The organism is Sphingobium ummariense RL-3, assembly GCF_000447205.1.
GTDB lineage: Bacteria > Pseudomonadota > Alphaproteobacteria > Sphingomonadales > Sphingomonadaceae > Sphingobium > Sphingobium ummariense.
On record NZ_AUWY01000126.1, the window covers coordinates 1 to 16,465 of the forward strand.

Annotated in this window: 17 protein-coding genes; 11 read left to right on the top strand and 6 right to left on the bottom strand. The window is 65.2% G+C overall.

Features of this window, described 5'->3' with window-relative positions:
* Positions 1-2,169: glycine--tRNA ligase subunit beta (glyS, locus tag M529_RS45045; RefSeq protein ID WP_021319815.1), on the bottom strand; the 2,169-nt coding region annotated here is incomplete at its 3' end.
* Positions 2,169-3,041: a glycine--tRNA ligase subunit alpha gene (locus M529_RS45050; RefSeq protein WP_021319816.1), complete on the bottom strand. Its 873-nt coding sequence runs from the start codon at positions 3,039-3,041 to the stop codon at positions 2,169-2,171. The genes glyS and M529_RS45050, both read right to left, overlap by 1 nt.
* A gap of 157 nt (positions 3,042-3,198) precedes the next feature.
* Here M529_RS45050 and M529_RS45055 point away from each other — a divergent pair, with 157 nt between their 5' ends.
* The 6 genes from M529_RS45055 (at position 3,199) to M529_RS48715 (ending at position 7,127) form a co-directional block, all read left to right on the top strand.
* Positions 3,199-4,104 (top strand): TraB/GumN family protein, encoded by a 906-nt coding sequence (locus M529_RS45055; protein WP_021319817.1) that lies wholly within the window; start codon positions 3,199-3,201, stop codon positions 4,102-4,104.
* Positions 4,105-4,115: 11 nt separating this feature from the next.
* Positions 4,116-4,997, top strand: a complete 882-nt coding sequence (locus M529_RS45060; RefSeq protein ID WP_021319818.1) for a TraB/GumN family protein — start codon at positions 4,116-4,118, stop codon at positions 4,995-4,997.
* Positions 4,998-5,075: 78 nt separating this feature from the next.
* Positions 5,076-5,321, top strand: coding sequence for a DUF768 domain-containing protein (locus M529_RS45065; protein WP_021319819.1), 246 nt, complete (start codon positions 5,076-5,078; stop codon positions 5,319-5,321).
* A gap of 113 nt (positions 5,322-5,434) precedes the next feature.
* Positions 5,435-6,049, top strand: coding sequence for a 50S ribosomal protein L25/general stress protein Ctc (locus M529_RS45070; RefSeq protein WP_021319820.1), 615 nt, complete (start codon positions 5,435-5,437; stop codon positions 6,047-6,049).
* Positions 6,050-6,205: 156 nt separating this feature from the next.
* Positions 6,206-6,775, top strand: a complete 570-nt coding sequence (pth, locus tag M529_RS45075; protein ID WP_021319821.1) for an aminoacyl-tRNA hydrolase — start codon at positions 6,206-6,208, stop codon at positions 6,773-6,775.
* A 61-nt stretch (positions 6,776-6,836) separates the two neighbouring features.
* Positions 6,837-7,127, top strand: coding sequence for an excalibur calcium-binding domain-containing protein (locus M529_RS48715; protein ID WP_084491326.1), 291 nt, complete (start codon positions 6,837-6,839; stop codon positions 7,125-7,127).
* 16 nt (positions 7,128-7,143) lie between these two features.
* Here M529_RS48715 and M529_RS45080 read toward each other — a convergent pair whose 3' ends face one another.
* Positions 7,144-8,160 carry a hypothetical protein gene (locus M529_RS45080; protein WP_021319822.1) on the bottom strand — a complete coding sequence of 339 codons (1,017 nt, stop codon included), beginning with the start codon at positions 8,158-8,160 and terminating at the stop codon, positions 7,144-7,146.
* A gap of 253 nt (positions 8,161-8,413) precedes the next feature.
* Here M529_RS45080 and M529_RS45085 point away from each other — a divergent pair, with 253 nt between their 5' ends.
* Complete coding sequence (locus tag M529_RS45085; RefSeq protein WP_021319823.1) at positions 8,414-10,042, top strand: alpha-D-glucose phosphate-specific phosphoglucomutase; 1,629 nt, start codon at positions 8,414-8,416, stop codon at positions 10,040-10,042.
* A 92-nt stretch (positions 10,043-10,134) separates the two neighbouring features.
* Positions 10,135-10,821 carry a DUF2490 domain-containing protein gene (locus M529_RS45090; protein WP_021319824.1) on the top strand — a complete coding sequence of 229 codons (687 nt, stop codon included), beginning with the start codon at positions 10,135-10,137 and terminating at the stop codon, positions 10,819-10,821.
* 22 nt (positions 10,822-10,843) lie between these two features.
* Here M529_RS45090 and M529_RS45095 read toward each other — a convergent pair whose 3' ends face one another.
* Positions 10,844-11,263 carry a DUF983 domain-containing protein gene (locus tag M529_RS45095; protein ID WP_031295610.1) on the bottom strand — a complete coding sequence of 140 codons (420 nt, stop codon included), beginning with the start codon at positions 11,261-11,263 and terminating at the stop codon, positions 10,844-10,846.
* A gap of 174 nt (positions 11,264-11,437) precedes the next feature.
* On the opposite strand from M529_RS45095, the gene ychF reads away from it, so the two are divergent.
* From ychF to M529_RS45110, 3 genes are all read left to right on the top strand, one after another.
* Positions 11,438-12,538, top strand: a complete 1,101-nt coding sequence (gene ychF, locus M529_RS45100; protein WP_021319826.1) for a redox-regulated ATPase YchF — start codon at positions 11,438-11,440, stop codon at positions 12,536-12,538.
* Positions 12,539-12,582: 44 nt separating this feature from the next.
* Positions 12,583-13,080, top strand: a complete 498-nt coding sequence (locus tag M529_RS45105; protein ID WP_021319827.1) for a DNA-deoxyinosine glycosylase — start codon at positions 12,583-12,585, stop codon at positions 13,078-13,080.
* 70 nt (positions 13,081-13,150) lie between these two features.
* Complete coding sequence (locus tag M529_RS45110; protein ID WP_021319828.1) at positions 13,151-14,431, top strand: alkaline phosphatase family protein; 1,281 nt, start codon at positions 13,151-13,153, stop codon at positions 14,429-14,431.
* 25 nt (positions 14,432-14,456) lie between these two features.
* Here M529_RS45110 and M529_RS45115 read toward each other — a convergent pair whose 3' ends face one another.
* Together M529_RS45115 and M529_RS45120 are read right to left on the bottom strand one after the other, a co-directional pair.
* Positions 14,457-14,927, bottom strand: a complete 471-nt coding sequence (locus M529_RS45115; protein WP_021319829.1) for a DUF2497 domain-containing protein — start codon at positions 14,925-14,927, stop codon at positions 14,457-14,459.
* A 34-nt stretch (positions 14,928-14,961) separates the two neighbouring features.
* Positions 14,962-16,455, bottom strand: a complete 1,494-nt coding sequence (locus M529_RS45120; RefSeq protein ID WP_031295611.1) for a TolC family outer membrane protein — start codon at positions 16,453-16,455, stop codon at positions 14,962-14,964.
* Positions 16,456-16,465 lie beyond the last annotated feature (10 nt).

The window sequence follows — 16,465 nt, forward strand, 5'->3', positions numbered from 1 at the left end:
GAGCACCGCGATCAGCGCCGCCTCGGCGGGTTCGGGGGTGTAGGAAAGTGCGTCCACCCCGTTCGTGCTGAGCGAAGTCGAAGCACCCGGCTGAGCGTCAGCGAAGCCCGCGCCACCGGTTGGCCTCGCCTCCGCTCGGCTGTGCCCTTCGACAGGCTCAGGGCGAACGGAGGAAAGACCCGGCATTTCCTTCTTCAGGATATTCGCCGCCCGCTTGTACCCCGCGAGCAGATTAACCCCGTCATCGGTCGCGACGAAAGATTGAAGCGCCTTCACCCGCGCAAGCAGGCGGACGAGATCGTCCTCCCCGCCCAGCGCGAACACCGCGTCGATCAGGTCGTGACGGACTCCGGCTTCCTTCTGCTGGACCTTGAGGCGGTCAGTCAGGAACTCCGAAACATCGTTAGCTAAGCGCGCCGTGTCCGTCCGAGTGTATTTCCAAAGTCCGTTCTCTGACTTTTCGAACCACTCTCCAAAACCTTCCGACTCCTGAGTTTCGGAGTCAAAATAGCGATCAATCAAATCTTGTCCGAACTCGTGGTCTTCAAAAGTCCGCCAATAAATGAAACTCCAAGCTGCTTCGTAAGCGACTTTAGCAATCGAAAACCTCAATAAGTTTTCCGAAGCCAAGGCATAGATTGCTATGGCGGCGCGCCGAAGCGCGAACGGATCTTTTGAGCCGGTCGGCTTAAGATCCCATGAGAAAAAGCCGAACAACGTATCCAGCTTGTCCGCCAAGCTCACCGCCACCGTCACCGGCGCGGTGGGCGTTTCGTCGCCCTGCCCGACCGGCTTGTAATGGTCGCGGATCGCGTCAGCGACGACGTCGGGCAGAGCCTCGGCGCGGGCATAGTAGCCGCCCATCACGCCCTGCAATTCGGGGAACTCGCCGACCATTTCGGTGACGAGGTCGGCCTTGGCGAGGCGAGCGGCCTGTTCAGCGAGGTCAGCCAATTCCTCTTTCGTCATGCCAGCGGAAGCTGGCATCTCATTGCCTTCAGCGCCGGAAGAAGAAAGCGAGACCCCCGCTTTCACTGGGGTGACGGGAGAAACGATCCCCTCCTCCACCAGCCACCGTGCCAGCTTCGCCACGCGCTCCACCTTGTCGGCGACGGTGCCGAGCTTCTCGTGAAAGGTGATGCGCGACAGCTTCTTCGCGTGGTCCTCCAGCCTGGTCTTCTTGTCCTGCTCCCAGAAGAAGCGGGCGTCGGAAAGCCGCGCGGCCAGCACCTTGCGGTTGCCCGCGACGATCGCCGCGCCGCCGTCCTTCGCGTCGATGTTCGCGGTGCAGATGAAGGCGGGCGCCAGCTTCCCCGCCGCGTCGCGCAGCACGAAATATTTCTGGTTGATCCGCAGGGTTAGCTGGATGACCTCAGGCGGCACCTCAAGGAAGGCCGGATCGAAATCGCCCAGCAGCGGCACCGGCCATTCGGTGAGTCCCGCATTCTCCGCGACCAGCCCCTTGTCCTCGATGACGGTATAGCCATGCGCCGCGGCCGCCTCGGCGGCTTTCGTCTCGATGATCGCCTGCCGCTCCTGATGGCTGACGATGACATGGCAGGCGCGCAGCTTTTCGGCATAGTCGTGCGCGCCGCCGATGGTGATTTCGCCCGCATGATGGAAGCGATGGCCCAGGGTCGTATAGCCCGACCGGATACCCTCGATCTCCAGATCGACCAGATCCTCGCCCAGGATCGCAACGATGCCCTGCAGCGGCCGCACCCAGCGCAGGCTTTCGGTCGTCTGCGACGCCGCGCCCCAGCGCATCGACTTGGGCCAGGGGAAGGCGCGGACGACGGCGGGAACGGCCTCCGCCAGCACCTGCGCGGTGGCGCGGCCGGGCTTATTCACCACGGCGAACCACACGCCGTCGCGATCCTCCAGCTGATCCTGCGTCAGCCCGGTCTTGCGCAGGAAGCCCTCCAGCGCCTGCGCCGGCGCGGAGGTGCGCGGTCCCTTAAACTCCTCGCTCACCGCCGCCGTCTCCAGCGGCAGGCCGCGCGCGATCAGCGCCAGGCGGCGGGGCGTCACGAAGCTGTCGATGCCCTGCGGCGTCAGGCCCGCCTTCGCCAGTTCCTCGGTGAACAGGCGCGCCAGATCATCGGACGCCTTCAGCTGCATGCGCGCCGGGATTTCCTCGCAGCGCAGTTCGAGCAGGAAATCGGTCATCACTCGGCCCACTTGTTATGCTCCATCCAGGCTTCGCAGCTGCCCCGCGCCATGTCGCGCACCTGCCCCATATAGCTGGCGCGCTCCTGCACCGAGATGACGCCGCGCGCCTGGAGGAGGTTGAAGGTGTGGCTGGCCTTGATCGCCTGTTCGAACGCGGCCAGCGGCACGTCATTGTCGATGCACTGCTGCCATTCGGCCTGGCAGTCGCGGAACCAGCGGAACAGCTTTTCGGTGTCGGCGACCTCGAAATTCCATTTCGACATCTGCTTCTCGTTCTCGAGGAAGACATCGCCATAGGTCACGCCGTGATCGTTGAACGCCAGGTCATAGACGCTGTCGACGCCCTGGATGTACATGGCCAGCCGTTCGAGGCCGTAGGTCAGTTCGCCCGCCACCGGCTTGCAGTCGAAACCGCCCATCTGCTGGAAATAGGTGAACTGGGTGACTTCCATGCCGTCGCACCACACCTCCCAGCCGAGGCCCCAGGCGCCCAGGGTCGGGCTTTCCCAGTCGTCCTCGACGAAGCGGATGTCGTGCACCAGCGGGTCGATGCCGATTTCCCTCAACGAACCCAGATACAGATCCTGCAGGTTCGCCGGGCTCGGCTTCATGATCACCTGATACTGGTAATAATGCTGCAACCGGTTGGGGTTCTCGCCATAGCGGCCGTCGGTCGGGCGGCGGCTGGGCTGCACATAGGCGGCGTTCCAGGCGTCCGGTCCCAGGCTGCGCAGCGTGGTGGCGGGGTGGAACGTGCCCGCCCCGACTTCCATATCGAGCGGTTGCAGGATGACGCAGCCCTGCCGGCCCCAATAGGCGTGCAGGGTCAGGATCAGATCCTGAAAGGAAAGCGGCTTGCCTTCGGCCACGGACGGTCCTTGCCAATGGGATGTTTCTGGCCCGCGCCTTGGCGCAGGGCGGGCGAAGGGTCAAGGGAAAGGCGGCTTTTTTGAGGGTTAATCCCCTTGCCCCGCCGCCTCCGCGTCCCCATGGATGGCGCATGAGCACCCGACCGGCCCGCGCCCGATGACCCGCCCCCTTCCGCGCTGGCTGATCGCCGGCCTGCTGCTGATCGGCGCCTTCGCGCCCGATGCCCTGGCCCTTGCCCGCCCTGCCTCTGCTTCCGCCTCACCGGCGCTGTGGCAGGTGAAAGATGCCGACACCACCATCTACCTGTTCGGCACCGTCCATGTGATGAAGCCCGGCATCGACTGGTTCCGTGGCGGCATCCGACAGGCCTTCGACCGGTCGGACGAGCTGGTGGTCGAGATCGTGGAGCCGGACGATCCCCAGGCCATGGGCCAGACCATGGCCACCAAGGCGCTCAGCCGCGACGGGACCAGGCTGTCCGACCGGCTGGAACCCACCGCGCGGGAGAAATATCTCGCCGCGATGGCGGCCAACGGCCTCCCCGCGGAAACGTTCGAAATGTTCGATCCCTGGATGGCGGGCATGATCCTGTCGGTCGCGCCGCTGGAGCGGCTAGGTTACCGCAATGACCTGGGCGCGGAAAAGACGCTGACGGCGGCAGCGAAGGCAGCGGGCAAGCCGGTCGATGCGCTCGAGACGGTAGAGCAGCAGATCGACTTCTTCGCCAACCTGCCGATCCCGCAGCAGGTCGCTTTCCTTAATGCCACAGTGGACGGCCTGCCGGATCTCGAAGGCGAGTTCGCCTCGCTGCTCGATTCCTGGCGGACAGGACAGCCGGAAAAACTGGCCGCGGAAATGAACGAGTCGCTCAAGGCCACGCCAGAACTGGCAAAGGTGCTTCTGCTCCAGCGCAATGCCAACTGGGCACGCTGGATCAAGGCGCGGATGGACAAACCCGGCACCGTCTTTATCGCGGTGGGCGCTGGCCATCTCGCGGGCGACGGCAGCGTCCAGGCGCAGCTCGACGCCATCGGCCTCCGCGCCAGGCGGGTGCCGAAATGAGGGGCGGAACGATGCGCCTGCTGGCGCGGCTGCTGGCCCTTCTCGCGCTATCTCTCGCAGCCGCTTGCAGCGACAAGGCGCCCGCACCGCCCGAGCAGGGCGGCCCCGCGCTCTGGCGCGTCCAACGCGGCGGTCTCGACGGCTGGCTGTTCGGCACCATCCATGTGCTGCCGAAAGGCGTGGCGTGGCAGACAGGCGCCATCACAGACGCCATGGGCAAGGCCGACCGGCTGGTGCTGGAGGCGGCCGACCTGCAAGACGAACAGAAGACGCTGATGCTGTTCGAGAAGATGGGGCGCTCCGCCGGCTTGCCGCCGTTGGAAAACCGTGTGCCGCCCGACGAAAGGGCCGCGCTCGACAAGGCGCTCGGTGACGGCGGCACCAGTTCGCAACAACTGTCCGGCTATGAAAGCTGGGCGGCTGCCATGCTGCTCTCCGCCGCCGCCCAGCAGTCGCTGCACGTCAGCCAGGAAGAAGGCGTCGAGCCGGTGCTGATCGCCGCCTTCAAGGCGAAGGGCAAGCCGATCGGCGGGCTGGAGACGGTGGAGCGCCAGTTCGGCGCCTTCGACACGCTGCCAGAAGCCGCCCAGCGCCGCCTGCTGGTGCAGACGGTGCATGAGGCAAAGGATATGAAGGGTCTCTACGACCGCATCCTCGACGCCTGGGTCAAGGGCGACATGGAGGCGATCGCAAAGGAGGACCAGCGCGGCGAGCAGCCCGACCCCATGGTTGAGGAAGCGATCCTGGTCGCCCGCAACCGCGACTGGGTGAAGGCAATCGAGGCGCTGTCCGGCCATCCCTTCCTCGCGGTGGGCGCGGGGCACCTGACCGGCCGGGAAAATCTGATCGCCTTGCTCCAGGCCCGGGGATTCACCGTCACCCGCGTCCAGTAGCCCGTTCGCGTTCCTGACCGACCAGCGTCACATATCGGCGCTATCCATGCTTCGACTCACGCAAGGCAGGAGCGGTCGATGAGCAAGCGCGGGGTTGAGTTCGCGAACGAATGGATTGCCGAGAATATCGGGGCCGAGCCTTATGATCCGGGCGACGCGGTGATCGCGGAGACGGTCGAGCGACTGCTGGAGGATGCTACCGAGGCCGGCGTCACGCGGGAAGAGATAGAGGAGGATCTGGGCGACCTCACCGATTTGATTGCCGACGCCTTCGACGAGGCCGCCGATGGCGATGCGGATCGGCTTGTGGACGAGGAGGACTGACGCGCGACAGCCCTTGCCTTTTGGCATGTTTCTGCTAGAGGCGCGCCTTCCCGCGATGGTCATCCCTGGAGGCGTGGCGGGAACTGGACACAATCTGCTTTTGGAGACACGCAATGAGCGAGCAGCTTACGCTGTCGGCCGAGGCACGCAATCGGGCAGGCAAGGGAGCCTCCCGCGCTCTCCGCCGCGAGGGCCGCGTACCCGCCGTCATCTATGGTAACAATGAAGAACCCCTGTCGATCCACGTCGAGGAAAAGCTCCTCAACAAGCTGCTCGGCACCGGCCACTTCTTCAATTCGGTCGTCATGGTCGAGGTCGGCGGCAAGGCCGTCCGCACCCTGCCCAAGGATGTCGCCTTCCACCCGGTGACCGACCGTCCGCTGCACGCCGACTTCCTGCGCGTTTCCGAACATGCCACCGTGCACGTCAACGTGCCCGTGCGCTTCGAGAATGAGGACGCCTCGCCCGGCCTGAAGCGCGGCGGCGTGCTCAATATCGTGCGTCACGATGTCGAACTGATCGTCGACGCGGCCGAGATCCCCGACGATGTCCTCGTCGACCTGACCGGTTTCGACGTCGGCGAATCGATCCACATCAGCGCGGTGAAGCTGCCCAAGGGCGCCAAGCCCGCGATCGAGGATCGCGACTTCACGATCGCCACCATTGCCGCCCCCTCGGCTCTGAAGAGCCAGGAAAGCGAAGCCGCTGCCGAGGCCGAGGGCGAGTAAGCCCTTCGGCCCGCTTGATGCGGTTCTGCTCAACCCCGTTCGGGCTGAGCCTGTCGAAGCCCTGTTCTTCCATGAGGCCTGGCCTTCCCGGAAGAAAGAGGCGCCCTTTCGGCAGGCTCGGGGCGGACGGGGTTTTGCTTTATCTGGAGAAGGCTGATGCAGATCTGGGCAGGCCTCGGCAATCCCGGTCCCCAATATGCGATGCACCGGCACAATGTCGGCTTCATGGCGGCGGACGTCATCGCCGACATGTACCGTTTCTCCCCGCCGAAGAAGCAGTTCCAGGGCTGGGTGCAGGAAGGCCGCATCGGCCCCGACAAGATCGTCCTGCTGAAGCCCGCCACCTTCATGAACGAAAGCGGTCGCTCGATCGGAGAAGCGATGCGCTTCTACAAGCTGACGCCGGCGGACGTGACTGTCTTCCATGACGAGCTCGACCTCGCGCCGATGAAAGTCAAGGTGAAGCGCGGCGGTGGCAATGCCGGACATAACGGCCTACGCTCGACCGACGCCCATATCGGCCCGGATTTCCGCCGGGTACGGATCGGCATCGGCCATCCGGGGCACAAGGACCGCGTGCACGACTATGTGCTGGGCAACTATCACAAGAGCGAGACAGACGCCCTGTCCGACATGCTGGGCGCAATCGCAGCGGAGGCCGAATGGCTGGCGAAGGGCGATGACGCCCGTTTCATGAACGAGGTGGCGTTGCGGCTGGCAGATTGATCACTCATGACCGACAGGGCATTGCCGCGAAGTGAATGTTTGTTAGCCTGACGAAGCTCACTTGAATAGAACCCTTTACTACCTCGCGATCGTCACGTGCGCTGGCACGGCCTTCAGTTCGATTGGCGTTGCGTCGAGCGAAGATCAGCCGAAGAAAATAACGGAAAACTCGAGGCCGAACGCAGTTCAAGGCAGGGATGCACGTAAACGGGAACCACGACCGGGTGACTCCTGGCGCACATGCACCGATGCCCGAGCGGCCGGGACCGCACCAATTTATCGCGGTGAGCCAGGGTACAGCGAAAAGATGGATCGCGATGGCGATGGGATCGCTTGTGAAATCCGCCCTTGATGGTCTGAACCTGCTTTCAAGCGTTATTATTTAACTGCCCCGCCAGCGCCTCCGCTGTCAGCGCGCCCGCGTTCATCGCCGGCGGCAGGGCGGGGTTGGTGCTGTGCCAGGTCGGCACCCATTTGTCGGGCAGGTTACCCCACATGTTGAGCTGTCCCAGCGCGTCGAACAGCCCCAGATATTGATGATAGGCGACCTCCGCGACATTCTCCGCGATCGGGCAGCCCAGGGTCACGACGTTCAACCCATGAACCCGGTCGGGCGGTAGCGACTGGATCGCATTGCCGATCTGCAACGCGCCTTTGCTGTGCCCGATCAGCAGCCCGAGCGGCCGCTCGCGATGCTCCATGATCGCATGGAGCACGTCCGATGATCCCGATCCGGTGCGGAACACCGGCCCGCCATGCAGTGTCTTCGCTTCGGGCGTGGAAGCGGGCAAGGCGCGCCCGATACAGGCTGTCCGCGGCGCGAGACTCGCGAGGCTGTTCTGCACCATGCTCTTGGCATGGAGATAATCGTACAGGCCAAAGCCGAACCAGCCGCCCATCCCCTGCAGGATCACGTCCGCCACGCCATAGCCCGGCACGATCGCCAGCACGGGCTTGCCCAGTGCCACCGATATGTCCCATGCCAGCGCCGCGCTGCCCAGCGCGGAACTGCCGACGCCGGTGATGGTGGCGATCATCACCTGCCGCGTCTCTTCATAGGATGAGTTCAGGAACAGCCCTACATCCTTGTATTTATGGACATAGGGTGCCGTCGTGGCGTCGATCAGCAGCAGCGATCCTTCGGGATCGGCCAGCGCATTGAAATCGACGATGCGCGAAGGCAGCTTCTCTCCCATCGCCCCCGCCACATCGTCCTTGGCGCCTAGTTCGGCATTGAGGCCCGGCACGTCGTAGAACATGCCGTCCAGCGCGGTGTTGAACAACCGGCACGCCTCCACCGACGGTCGGACCAGCCATTCGGGCATCTCGAACAGGCTGAGCGGCAGCGTGCTCTCGGGCGGCGGCAGATTGTCTCCGGCTGGCATGATCGGTCTCCTTCAAGGGACAAGGGATCATAGCAGTTTCTGTCGCGACGCGGCGTGAGAAGAATCACGCCTGTGCCGCCATTCAGGCGATGAAACGGAACTCCCACACCTCTCTATTGTGCGCCCGCGAAGAGAATCGGCGCGGCCGCGCCCATCCGCCCAGTCACCGCGACGAAGCGCGCGGCGACGATTGCCCCTGTTCCATAACCGGGGCATAGCAGCGCCGTGGCTCCGCCAGCCGAGGGGAAATCGCGTGATTCAGACCGTTTCGACGATGCCGTTCAACGACCAGAAGCCCGGCACCTCCGGCCTGCGCAAGAAGGTCCGGATCTTCGAGCAGCCCCATTATGCCGAAAATTTCATCCAATCGGTGTTCGACAGTCTGGACGGGTTCGCGGGCGAGACGCTGGTGCTGGGCGGCGACGGCCGCTTCCTCAACCGGGAAGTGATCCAGATCGCGCTGAAGATGGCGGCGGCCAATGGCTTCGGGCGCGTGCTCGTGGGCCAGGGCGGCATCCTCTCGACCCCTGCCGCGTCGCACCTGATCCGCTCCTCCGGCGCCTTCGGCGGGCTCGTCCTCTCGGCCAGCCACAATCCGGGCGGACCGGACGAGGATTTCGGCATCAAATATAATGTCTCGAACGGTGGCCCCGCGCCGGAAAAGGTGACGGACGCGATCCACGCCCGTACCCTGTCGATCGACAGCTACAGGATATTCGAGGCCGACGATGTCGACATCGACACGATCGGCGTTTCGCAACTGGGCGACATGTCGGTGGAGGTGATCGATCCTGTCGCCGACTACGCCGACCTCATGGAAAGCCTGTTCGATTTCACCGCGATCCGCGCGATGATCGCGGGTGGCTTCACCCTCGCCTTCGATTCCATGAGCGCGGTCACCGGCCCTTATGCGGTCGAGATTTTCGAGCGACGCCTGGGCGCCCCTGCGGGCACGGTGATGAACGCCACCCCCCTGCCCGACTTCGGCCACCACCATCCCGATCCGAATCTGGTTCACGCGAAGGACCTGTATGACCGGATGATGGCGCCCGACGCGCCCGATTTCGGGGCCGCGTCGGACGGCGACGGGGACCGCAACCTCATCATCGGCCGTCACTGCTACGTGACCCCATCGGATTCGCTCGCCGTGCTGGCGGCGAACGCGCATTGCGCGCCCGGCTATGCGATCGGCCTGAAGGGCATCGCCCGCTCGATGCCGACCAGTGGCGCGGCCGATCGCGTGGCGGAAAAGCTGGGCATCCCGCTCTACGAGACGCCGACCGGCTGGAAATTCTTCGGCAACCTGCTCGATGCCGGCATGGCGACGATCTGCGGCGAGGAAAGCGCGGGCACAGGCTCCGACCATGTGCGCGAGAAAGACGGGATCTGGGCGGTGCTGCTCTGGCTCAACATCCTCGCCGCCCGTCGGCAGAGCGTCGCGCAGATCATGGCCGAGCATTGGGCGACCTATGGCCGCAACTATTATGCCCGCCACGACTATGAGGCGATCGCCAAGGACCGAGCCGACGCCCTGATGGCGGCGCTCCGCGACCGGCTGGAAGGCCTGCCCGGCACCGTCAACAGCGGCGGCACGGTGAGCAGCGCGGACGATTTCGCCTATACCGATCCCACCGACCAGTCCGTCAGCCGCAACCAGGGCGTGCGCATCCTGTTCGACGATGGGTCGCGCGTCGTCTTCCGCCTCTCGGGCACCGGCACCGAAGGCGCCACGCTGCGTGTCTATATCGAACGCTATGTCGGCCCGGACGGCGACCTCGGCCTGCCCACCGGCGAAGCGCTCGCGCCCCTGATCGCCGCCGCGCAGGACGTGGCGGACATCGCGGGCCACACCGGCATGGACCAGCCCAGCGTCATCACCTGATTTCGCACCTGCAAAAGCTTACCGGCGAGCAACAGAGCAGCAATGAGGTTACGCTAGGGCAGGCGGCCTTCCGTCCAGCTCCAAAGGATGCCATGCGCCTGCCGCTCCGTCTCGCCCTCGCTGCCGTTCCCGCCCTTCTTTCTACTGCGGCGCAGGCCCGCACCGCGGAGGACGAACAGGCCTGGCTGAACCTGACCGCGATGGGATCGATCAAGGGCGACCTCGTCTATTTCGCGGAGCTTCAGCCGCGCTTCGGTGACGGCGTGTCGCGGCTGGACCAGTTGCTCCTGCGTGGCGCGGTCGGCTGGAAGCTGTCGCCGGCGGCGACGCTCTATCAGGGCTATGCCCATATCGTCGTGCCGGTCGAAGGCGGCCGGGATGTGAATGAGGAGCGCAGCTTCCAACAGCTCAGCTGGACACTGGGCAAGCCCTGGGGTGGCGAACTGTCGTCGCGCACCCGACTCGAACAGCGCTGGCGCTCCGATGGCGACGACATGGGCTGGCGGCTGCGCGAGATGCTGCGCTACGAAAAGCCGCTTCGGGCCGACAGCAACGCGGTGAATGCGCTTGTCTATGCGGAGGGGTTCGTTGCGCTCAACGACACCGACTGGGGCGCCAGGGGCGGCTTCGACCAGCTCCGTACCTTCCTCGGCGTGGAACTGGGTCTTCCCGGCGCCTCGACGGCGGAGCTCGGCTATCTGAACCAGCTCATCAATCAGGCGGGCAGCAACAGCCGCGTCAACCATGTGGCATCGGTGACCATCTTCTTCCGCCATTGAACGAACACCGCCGGGCGGCGGATTACTGCCGATCGGTGCCGTGCAGCTTGGCCCAGAGCGCAGCCGTCCCCGCCTCCTGCGCGCGATTGGTGAACTGCGCCGCGACGAGCCATCCTTTGATCGGCCGCAGCGGCAGCACCGTGGTCAGGATCAGCACCGGTACGCCCAGCGCCAGATGCACCCAGAGCGGCGGGCTGGCCAGGATCTCCAGCATGATGATGAAGATCACCCCGGGCACGCAGGCGAAGAGCTGGACGAACACCGCCGGGCCGTCGGCGGGGTCCGCGAAGCTGTAGTCCAGCCCGCACACCTCGCAATGGTCGCGCACCGTCAGGAATCCGTTAAAGATATGCCCCTCGCCGCAGCGCGGGCAGCGCCCCGCGACGCCCGTTTCATGGGCCGGGCGCTTGGGCCAGCGCCGTCCCGTCTTGTCGACCCACATGGCCGTGCCGTTCTTGTCCATCGCTTCCTCCTCGCATCCTCCCCGCCATGTCGGGGCGCGCCGGCGCATTTCAACTGCGCACTTTGTCCACCCCCTTCCCGCCCGAAGGCTGGTCAAAAGGTCGCGAAGGCGGTATCGGCCCGGCCCATCATTCCAGAATTCGAAGGCAGTTTCATGGGTTTTCGTTGCGGTATCGTCGGTCTTCCCAATGTGGGAAAGTCCACCCTGTTCAACGCGCTGACGGAAACGCAGGCAGCGCAGGCGGCCAACTATCCCTTCTGCACGATCGAGCCCAATGTCGGGCAGGTCGCCGTGCCCGACGAGCGGCTGCAGGCCATCGCGAAGATCGGCGGATCGGCCAAGATCATCGAGACGCAGCTCGCCTTCGTCGACATCGCCGGGCTGGTGCGCGGCGCGTCCAAGGGCGAAGGGCTCGGCAACCAGTTCCTCGCCAATATTCGCGAGGTGGACGCCATCGTCCACGTCCTGCGCTGCTTCGAAGATGACGACATCACCCATGTCGAGGGCAAGGTCGATCCCATCGCCGATGCCGAGACGGTCGAGACCGAGCTGATGCTCGCGGACCTCGAATCCCTGGAGAAGCGCGTGCCCTCCTTCGCCAAGAAGGCGGCGCAGGGCGACAAGGAGGCGAAGGCCGCCGCAGCGGTGCTCGGCCAGGCGCTCGACCTGCTGCGCGACGGCAAGCCCGCCCGCCTCACCGATCCGAAGGACGAGGAGGAAGCCCGCATCTTCCGCCAGGCGCAGCTCCTGACCGCCAAGCCCGTCCTCTATGTCTGCAATGTCGAGGAGGAAAGCGCCGCTACCGGCAACGCCCACTCCGCCCGCGTGTTCGACAAGGCGGCGGCCGAAGGTGCCAAGGCCGTGATCGTCTCCGCCGCGATCGAGGCCGAACTGGTGACCATGCCGGTCGAGGAGCGGCAGGAATATCTGGAGGCGCTGGGGCTGGAGGAAGCCGGCCTCGCCCGCATCATCCGTGCGGGCTACGAACTGCTCGGCCTCATCACCTTCTTCACCGTCGGCCCGAAGGAAGCGCGCGCCTGGACAGTGCACAAGGGGTCGAAGGCGCCCCAGGCGGCCGGCGCAATCCATTCCGATTTCGAAAAGGGCTTCATCCGCGCCGAAACCATGGCCTATGCCGACTATATCCAGTTCAACGGCGAGGCGGGCGCGAAGGAAGCGGGCAAGTGGCGTTCGGAAGGCAAGGACTATGTGACGCAAGACGGCGACATCATGCTGTTCCGGTTCAACGTATAGCCTTACCAGGCCCGTTCGGACTCAGGGCGAACGGCGGATAGATCATGCAGCGCAAATCCGCCTTCCCGCCCAGCGTCGATGAACATACCCGCTTGCTGATCCTGGGCAGCCTGCCCGGCGATGCCTCCATCCGGCAAGGCGAATATTATGCGCATCGCGGCAATGCCTTCTGGTCGCTGATCGGCGATGTGCTGGGCGAGGATCTGCGCGCCCTTCCCTATGCGCTGCGCCTGAAGCGTCTGCGCGCACGCCATGTCGGCCTTTGGGACGTGATCGAAAGCGCAGATCGCGAAGGCAGCCTCGACAGCGCGATCCGGGGCGCCGAACTGCGCGACCTCGGCGCCTTCATCGCCCGCTTGCCCTCGCTGGAGGCTGTCGCCTTCAACGGCCGGACCGCCGCGCTGCATGGCCGCCGCCAGATCGGGTCCAGGCCCGACCTTGCGCTGATCGACCTCCCCTCCTCCAGCGGCGCCTATGCCAGCCTCCCGCGCGAGGCGAAGCGCCGCGCCTGGGCCGTGCTCGCGGCGCATGTCTCCGGGTGAACCAATCGTCACTTTACCGACCCCGTCTGCCTGCTAAGCCTCCCCCATCCCAACGAACATAAGAGTCGCCATGCTTCCCCGTCGTCCCGCAGTCGCGCTGCTTCTCTCGCTCACCCTTGCGCTGGGCGCCTGTGCGCCCGCTGCCCATCGCCCGGCCGCGACCGCGGCGGCGCCGGTGGAGCAGCGGCAGCCCGTCACCATCCTGGTGTCGATCGACGGCTTCCGTCCCGACTATCTGGCGCGCGGCGTCACCCCGCATCTGTCCGCGCTGGCGGCGGGCGGAGTCGAGGCAGCGATGCGCCCATCCTTCCCGACCAAGACCTTTCCCAATCATTGGGCGATCGTCACTGGCGACCGGCCCGACCGCAGCGGCATCGTCGCCAACAATATGGAGGATGCGAGCCGCCCGGACGACAAGTTCACGATGGCGACCGACGATCCCTATTGGTGGAAGGAAGCCGAGCCGATCTGGGTGACGGCGGAGAAGGCGGGCGTGCGCACGGCGACGCTGTTCTGGCCCGGCTCGAACGTTTCCTGGGGCGCGACCAAGGCGCCGGATTGGCCCTACACCCTGACCGGCGGCACCCGGCCGAGCGACTGGGCGCAGTTCAACCAGGAGATTTCCGGCATCCAGCGGGTCAACAGCGTGCTGGACGTGTTGCGCCGCCCCGCGGACATCCGCCCCCGCTTCCTGACGCTCTATTTCGACATCGTCGACACGGCAGGCCATCAATATGGCCCCGACGCACCAGAAACCCGCAAGGCGGTGAGCGAAGTTGACGGTTATATCGGAATGCTGCTGGATGGCCTGAAGGCGCTGGGCCAGCCCGTGAACCTCGTGATCGTGTCCGACCATGGCATGGCGGCCAAGGCAAATGACCGGGTCATCGCGCTCGACAAGCTGGCCGATCCGGCCGACTATCGGATCGTCGAGACCGGCCCCTATGCCAGCCTCGCCGCCCAGCCGGGCCATGAGGCGAAGCTGGAAGCGGCGCTGCTGAAGCCGCAGCCCCACGGCCAGTGCTGGCGCAAGGCGGAGCTTCCGGCGCGCTTCCACTATGGCACGCACCGCCGCGTCCCACCCTATTTCTGCCTGGCAGAAACCGGCTGGGTGTATCAGAAAAGCGCGCCCACCAAGCCCATCAGCGGCGGCGACCATGGCTGGGACAACCGCGCGCCGGAAATGCAGGCGCTCTTCATCGCCAACGGCCCGGCGTTCGATACCGGTTTCCATCCCCCGGCGGATTTCGCCAATGTCGACGTCTATCCCTTGCTCGCCCAGCTGATCGGCGTGAAGCCGCTGGCAAGCGACGGCAATCCGGCAGTGCTGACGGGCATCATCAAGCCCTGACGATCGGGCAAAGCCTATAGGGACTTCAGCGCGCAGTAATCCGCGCGATTTCCTTCGCCACCATTTCCTGCACCAACCCGGGCAGGTGCATGTCCAGCCATTCCTTGAGCATCGGCTTCAGGAGCGATCGCACCAGTCCGTCGAGTGTATTGTCCTCACCCTCGCGCGGGGTCACGAGCATGGAGGACAGCGCGGAGAGCGAATGGCGCGCCGCAATCTCACTTTCCACCGAAAGGATGCTCCCGGCCTCCGTTTCTGCTGTTTGGGTCGGGCGCGTCGTCCTGGGAACAGCCATGGGTTCCTCCGCCGTCACTTCGTCCGTCAGTTCCAGCACTTCCTCGACCGCGGGCTCGATCTGCCGAGCGGGAACGCCCAGTTCCGCCGGCGCCTTACCGCGCCGGGGCGCATGGACCGCCACCTCGCCCTCCTCCGCGATGATCCGCTTTATGGAGGAGAGGATCTCCTCCATGGAGGGTTCCTTGCTCATGTCGCCCATGGGTCTTTCCTGACAATCAGGCCCGTCGAAAAATCTAGGGCTCCTGAACCTGTGCAGGGTTCACATTGGCGTTTTGTGCGGTCGTGTCAACGGTACGCGTCGCCTGGGGCGTAGGCTTCGGGTCGAAGTCCCAGTCGAACCACTTGCCCCGAACGCGCTCGTAATTGACCATCGGGTCGTAGAGTGGACCGCTCTCCAGCCCCAGATCCTTCGCTTCCGCATGGCCCATGGCGGCCAGCACGCTGAAGCCCGCGACATAGGCGTTGCGCCGCGCGGAGACCAGTTCCACCTTGGCGATCAGCGATTCCTGCTCGGCGTTCAGGATGTCAAGGATGGTACGGCTGCCGACCGAATTTTCCGCCCGCACGCCTTCCAGCGACAGGGCGGCGGCATCCACCGCCTTCTGGCTGGACTGGATCGTCTGCAACGACGCCTGCCAGCTGGCATAGGCGGCACGGGCCTGCGCGATCACGCTACGCTCGGTTTCGATCTCCGCTTCAATTGCCTGCGATTCCAGCGCCTGGCTCTGCCGCACCTGCGCGGCGGGCCGCCCGCCCTGGTAGAGGGGGATCGAAATCTGCACGCCGGCCGCCGCCTGCTTGTTGATCTGCGGTCCCTCGACGATGTTGCCGTTGGCGTCCTGAGCGCTGCTGTTGAGCGAGTGGAGGTAGTTGGTGTAGCCGGCCTGGGTGAAGGCCGAGACGGTCGGCATCACCGTGCCCTTTGCTGCCTTGACATCATAACCGCGCGCCTCGCGCTCCTTCTTCGCGGCCAGAATGTCCGGATTGTCGTTCAGCGCTACCTGCACCGCGACGTCGGGCGACGCGGGAAGGCCTGGTAGTTCGGTCGGGGGCTCCAGATTGTCCGGCGCCTCGCCCACCAGAGCGATATAGTTCTCCCGGCTGCTGATCAGGTTCGCTTCGGCGGTCTGCAGGTCGGATCGGGCCAGCGCGAGGCGCGATTCCGACTGCGCAACGTCGGTGCGCGTCACGTCACCCACTTCGAACCGGTCATTGGTCGCCTGAAGGTTGACCTCCAGCACGTTCACATTGGCCCGGTTCAGCGAGACGATCGCCATGTCGCGGATCACGTCCATATAGGCGGCGACAGTCTGCGAGAAGATGCTCGCTTCCGTCCCGCGCAGGCTGGCCTGCCCGGCCTCGACCCGCGTCTTGGCCGCCTTGATGCCGTTGCGAACCGTACCACCCGAATAGACGGGCACGCTGAGCTGTGCCTGCGTATTGATGGTACGCTGGGGCGAGGTGAAGCTGATCGTCGGCTTCAGAATGCTTTCGGTATAGCTGCCGTTGGCGTCGAGCGCGGGCCGTCCTGCAGCCTTCTGGATCGCCACATTCTCGTCGGTCGCGCGCTGCCCCGCCCGGGCGCCGGTCAGCGTCGGGTTGGCGCGATAGGCTTTGGCAAGCGCTCCCTGCAGGGTTTCCGCCAGCGCCGGAACGGCCATGGCCGTACTCATCGACAGCAGCGCCGTGGCGGCAGTCAGCCTCAAGGACATTTGCTTTGCTGTCATGAACCCCCGC

What these genes read in the sequence shown, in the direction of transcription:
- M529_RS45055 (WP_021319817.1), top strand. Translation starts at nt 3,199, where the DNA reads ATGACCCGCCCCCTTCCGCGCTGGCTGATCGCCGGCCTGCTGCTGATC.
- M529_RS45060 (WP_021319818.1), top strand. Translation starts at nt 4,116, where the DNA reads ATGCGCCTGCTGGCGCGGCTGCTGGCCCTTCTCGCGCTATCTCTCGCA.
- M529_RS45065 (WP_021319819.1), top strand. Translation starts at nt 5,076, where the DNA reads ATGAGCAAGCGCGGGGTTGAGTTCGCGAACGAATGGATTGCCGAGAAT.
- M529_RS45070 (WP_021319820.1), top strand. Translation starts at nt 5,435, where the DNA reads ATGAGCGAGCAGCTTACGCTGTCGGCCGAGGCACGCAATCGGGCAGGC.
- pth (WP_021319821.1), top strand. Translation starts at nt 6,206, where the DNA reads ATGCAGATCTGGGCAGGCCTCGGCAATCCCGGTCCCCAATATGCGATG.
- M529_RS45080 (WP_021319822.1), bottom strand. Translation starts at nt 8,160, where the DNA reads ATGCCAGCCGGAGACAATCTGCCGCCGCCCGAGAGCACGCTGCCGCTC.
- M529_RS45090 (WP_021319824.1), top strand. Translation starts at nt 10,135, where the DNA reads ATGCGCCTGCCGCTCCGTCTCGCCCTCGCTGCCGTTCCCGCCCTTCTT.
- M529_RS45095 (WP_031295610.1), bottom strand. Translation starts at nt 11,263, where the DNA reads ATGTGGGTCGACAAGACGGGACGGCGCTGGCCCAAGCGCCCGGCCCAT.
- ychF (WP_021319826.1), top strand. Translation starts at nt 11,438, where the DNA reads ATGGGTTTTCGTTGCGGTATCGTCGGTCTTCCCAATGTGGGAAAGTCC.
- M529_RS45105 (WP_021319827.1), top strand. Translation starts at nt 12,583, where the DNA reads ATGCAGCGCAAATCCGCCTTCCCGCCCAGCGTCGATGAACATACCCGC.
- M529_RS45110 (WP_021319828.1), top strand. Translation starts at nt 13,151, where the DNA reads ATGCTTCCCCGTCGTCCCGCAGTCGCGCTGCTTCTCTCGCTCACCCTT.
- M529_RS45115 (WP_021319829.1), bottom strand. Translation starts at nt 14,927, where the DNA reads ATGGGCGACATGAGCAAGGAACCCTCCATGGAGGAGATCCTCTCCTCC.
- M529_RS45120 (WP_031295611.1), bottom strand. Translation starts at nt 16,455, where the DNA reads ATGACAGCAAAGCAAATGTCCTTGAGGCTGACTGCCGCCACGGCGCTG.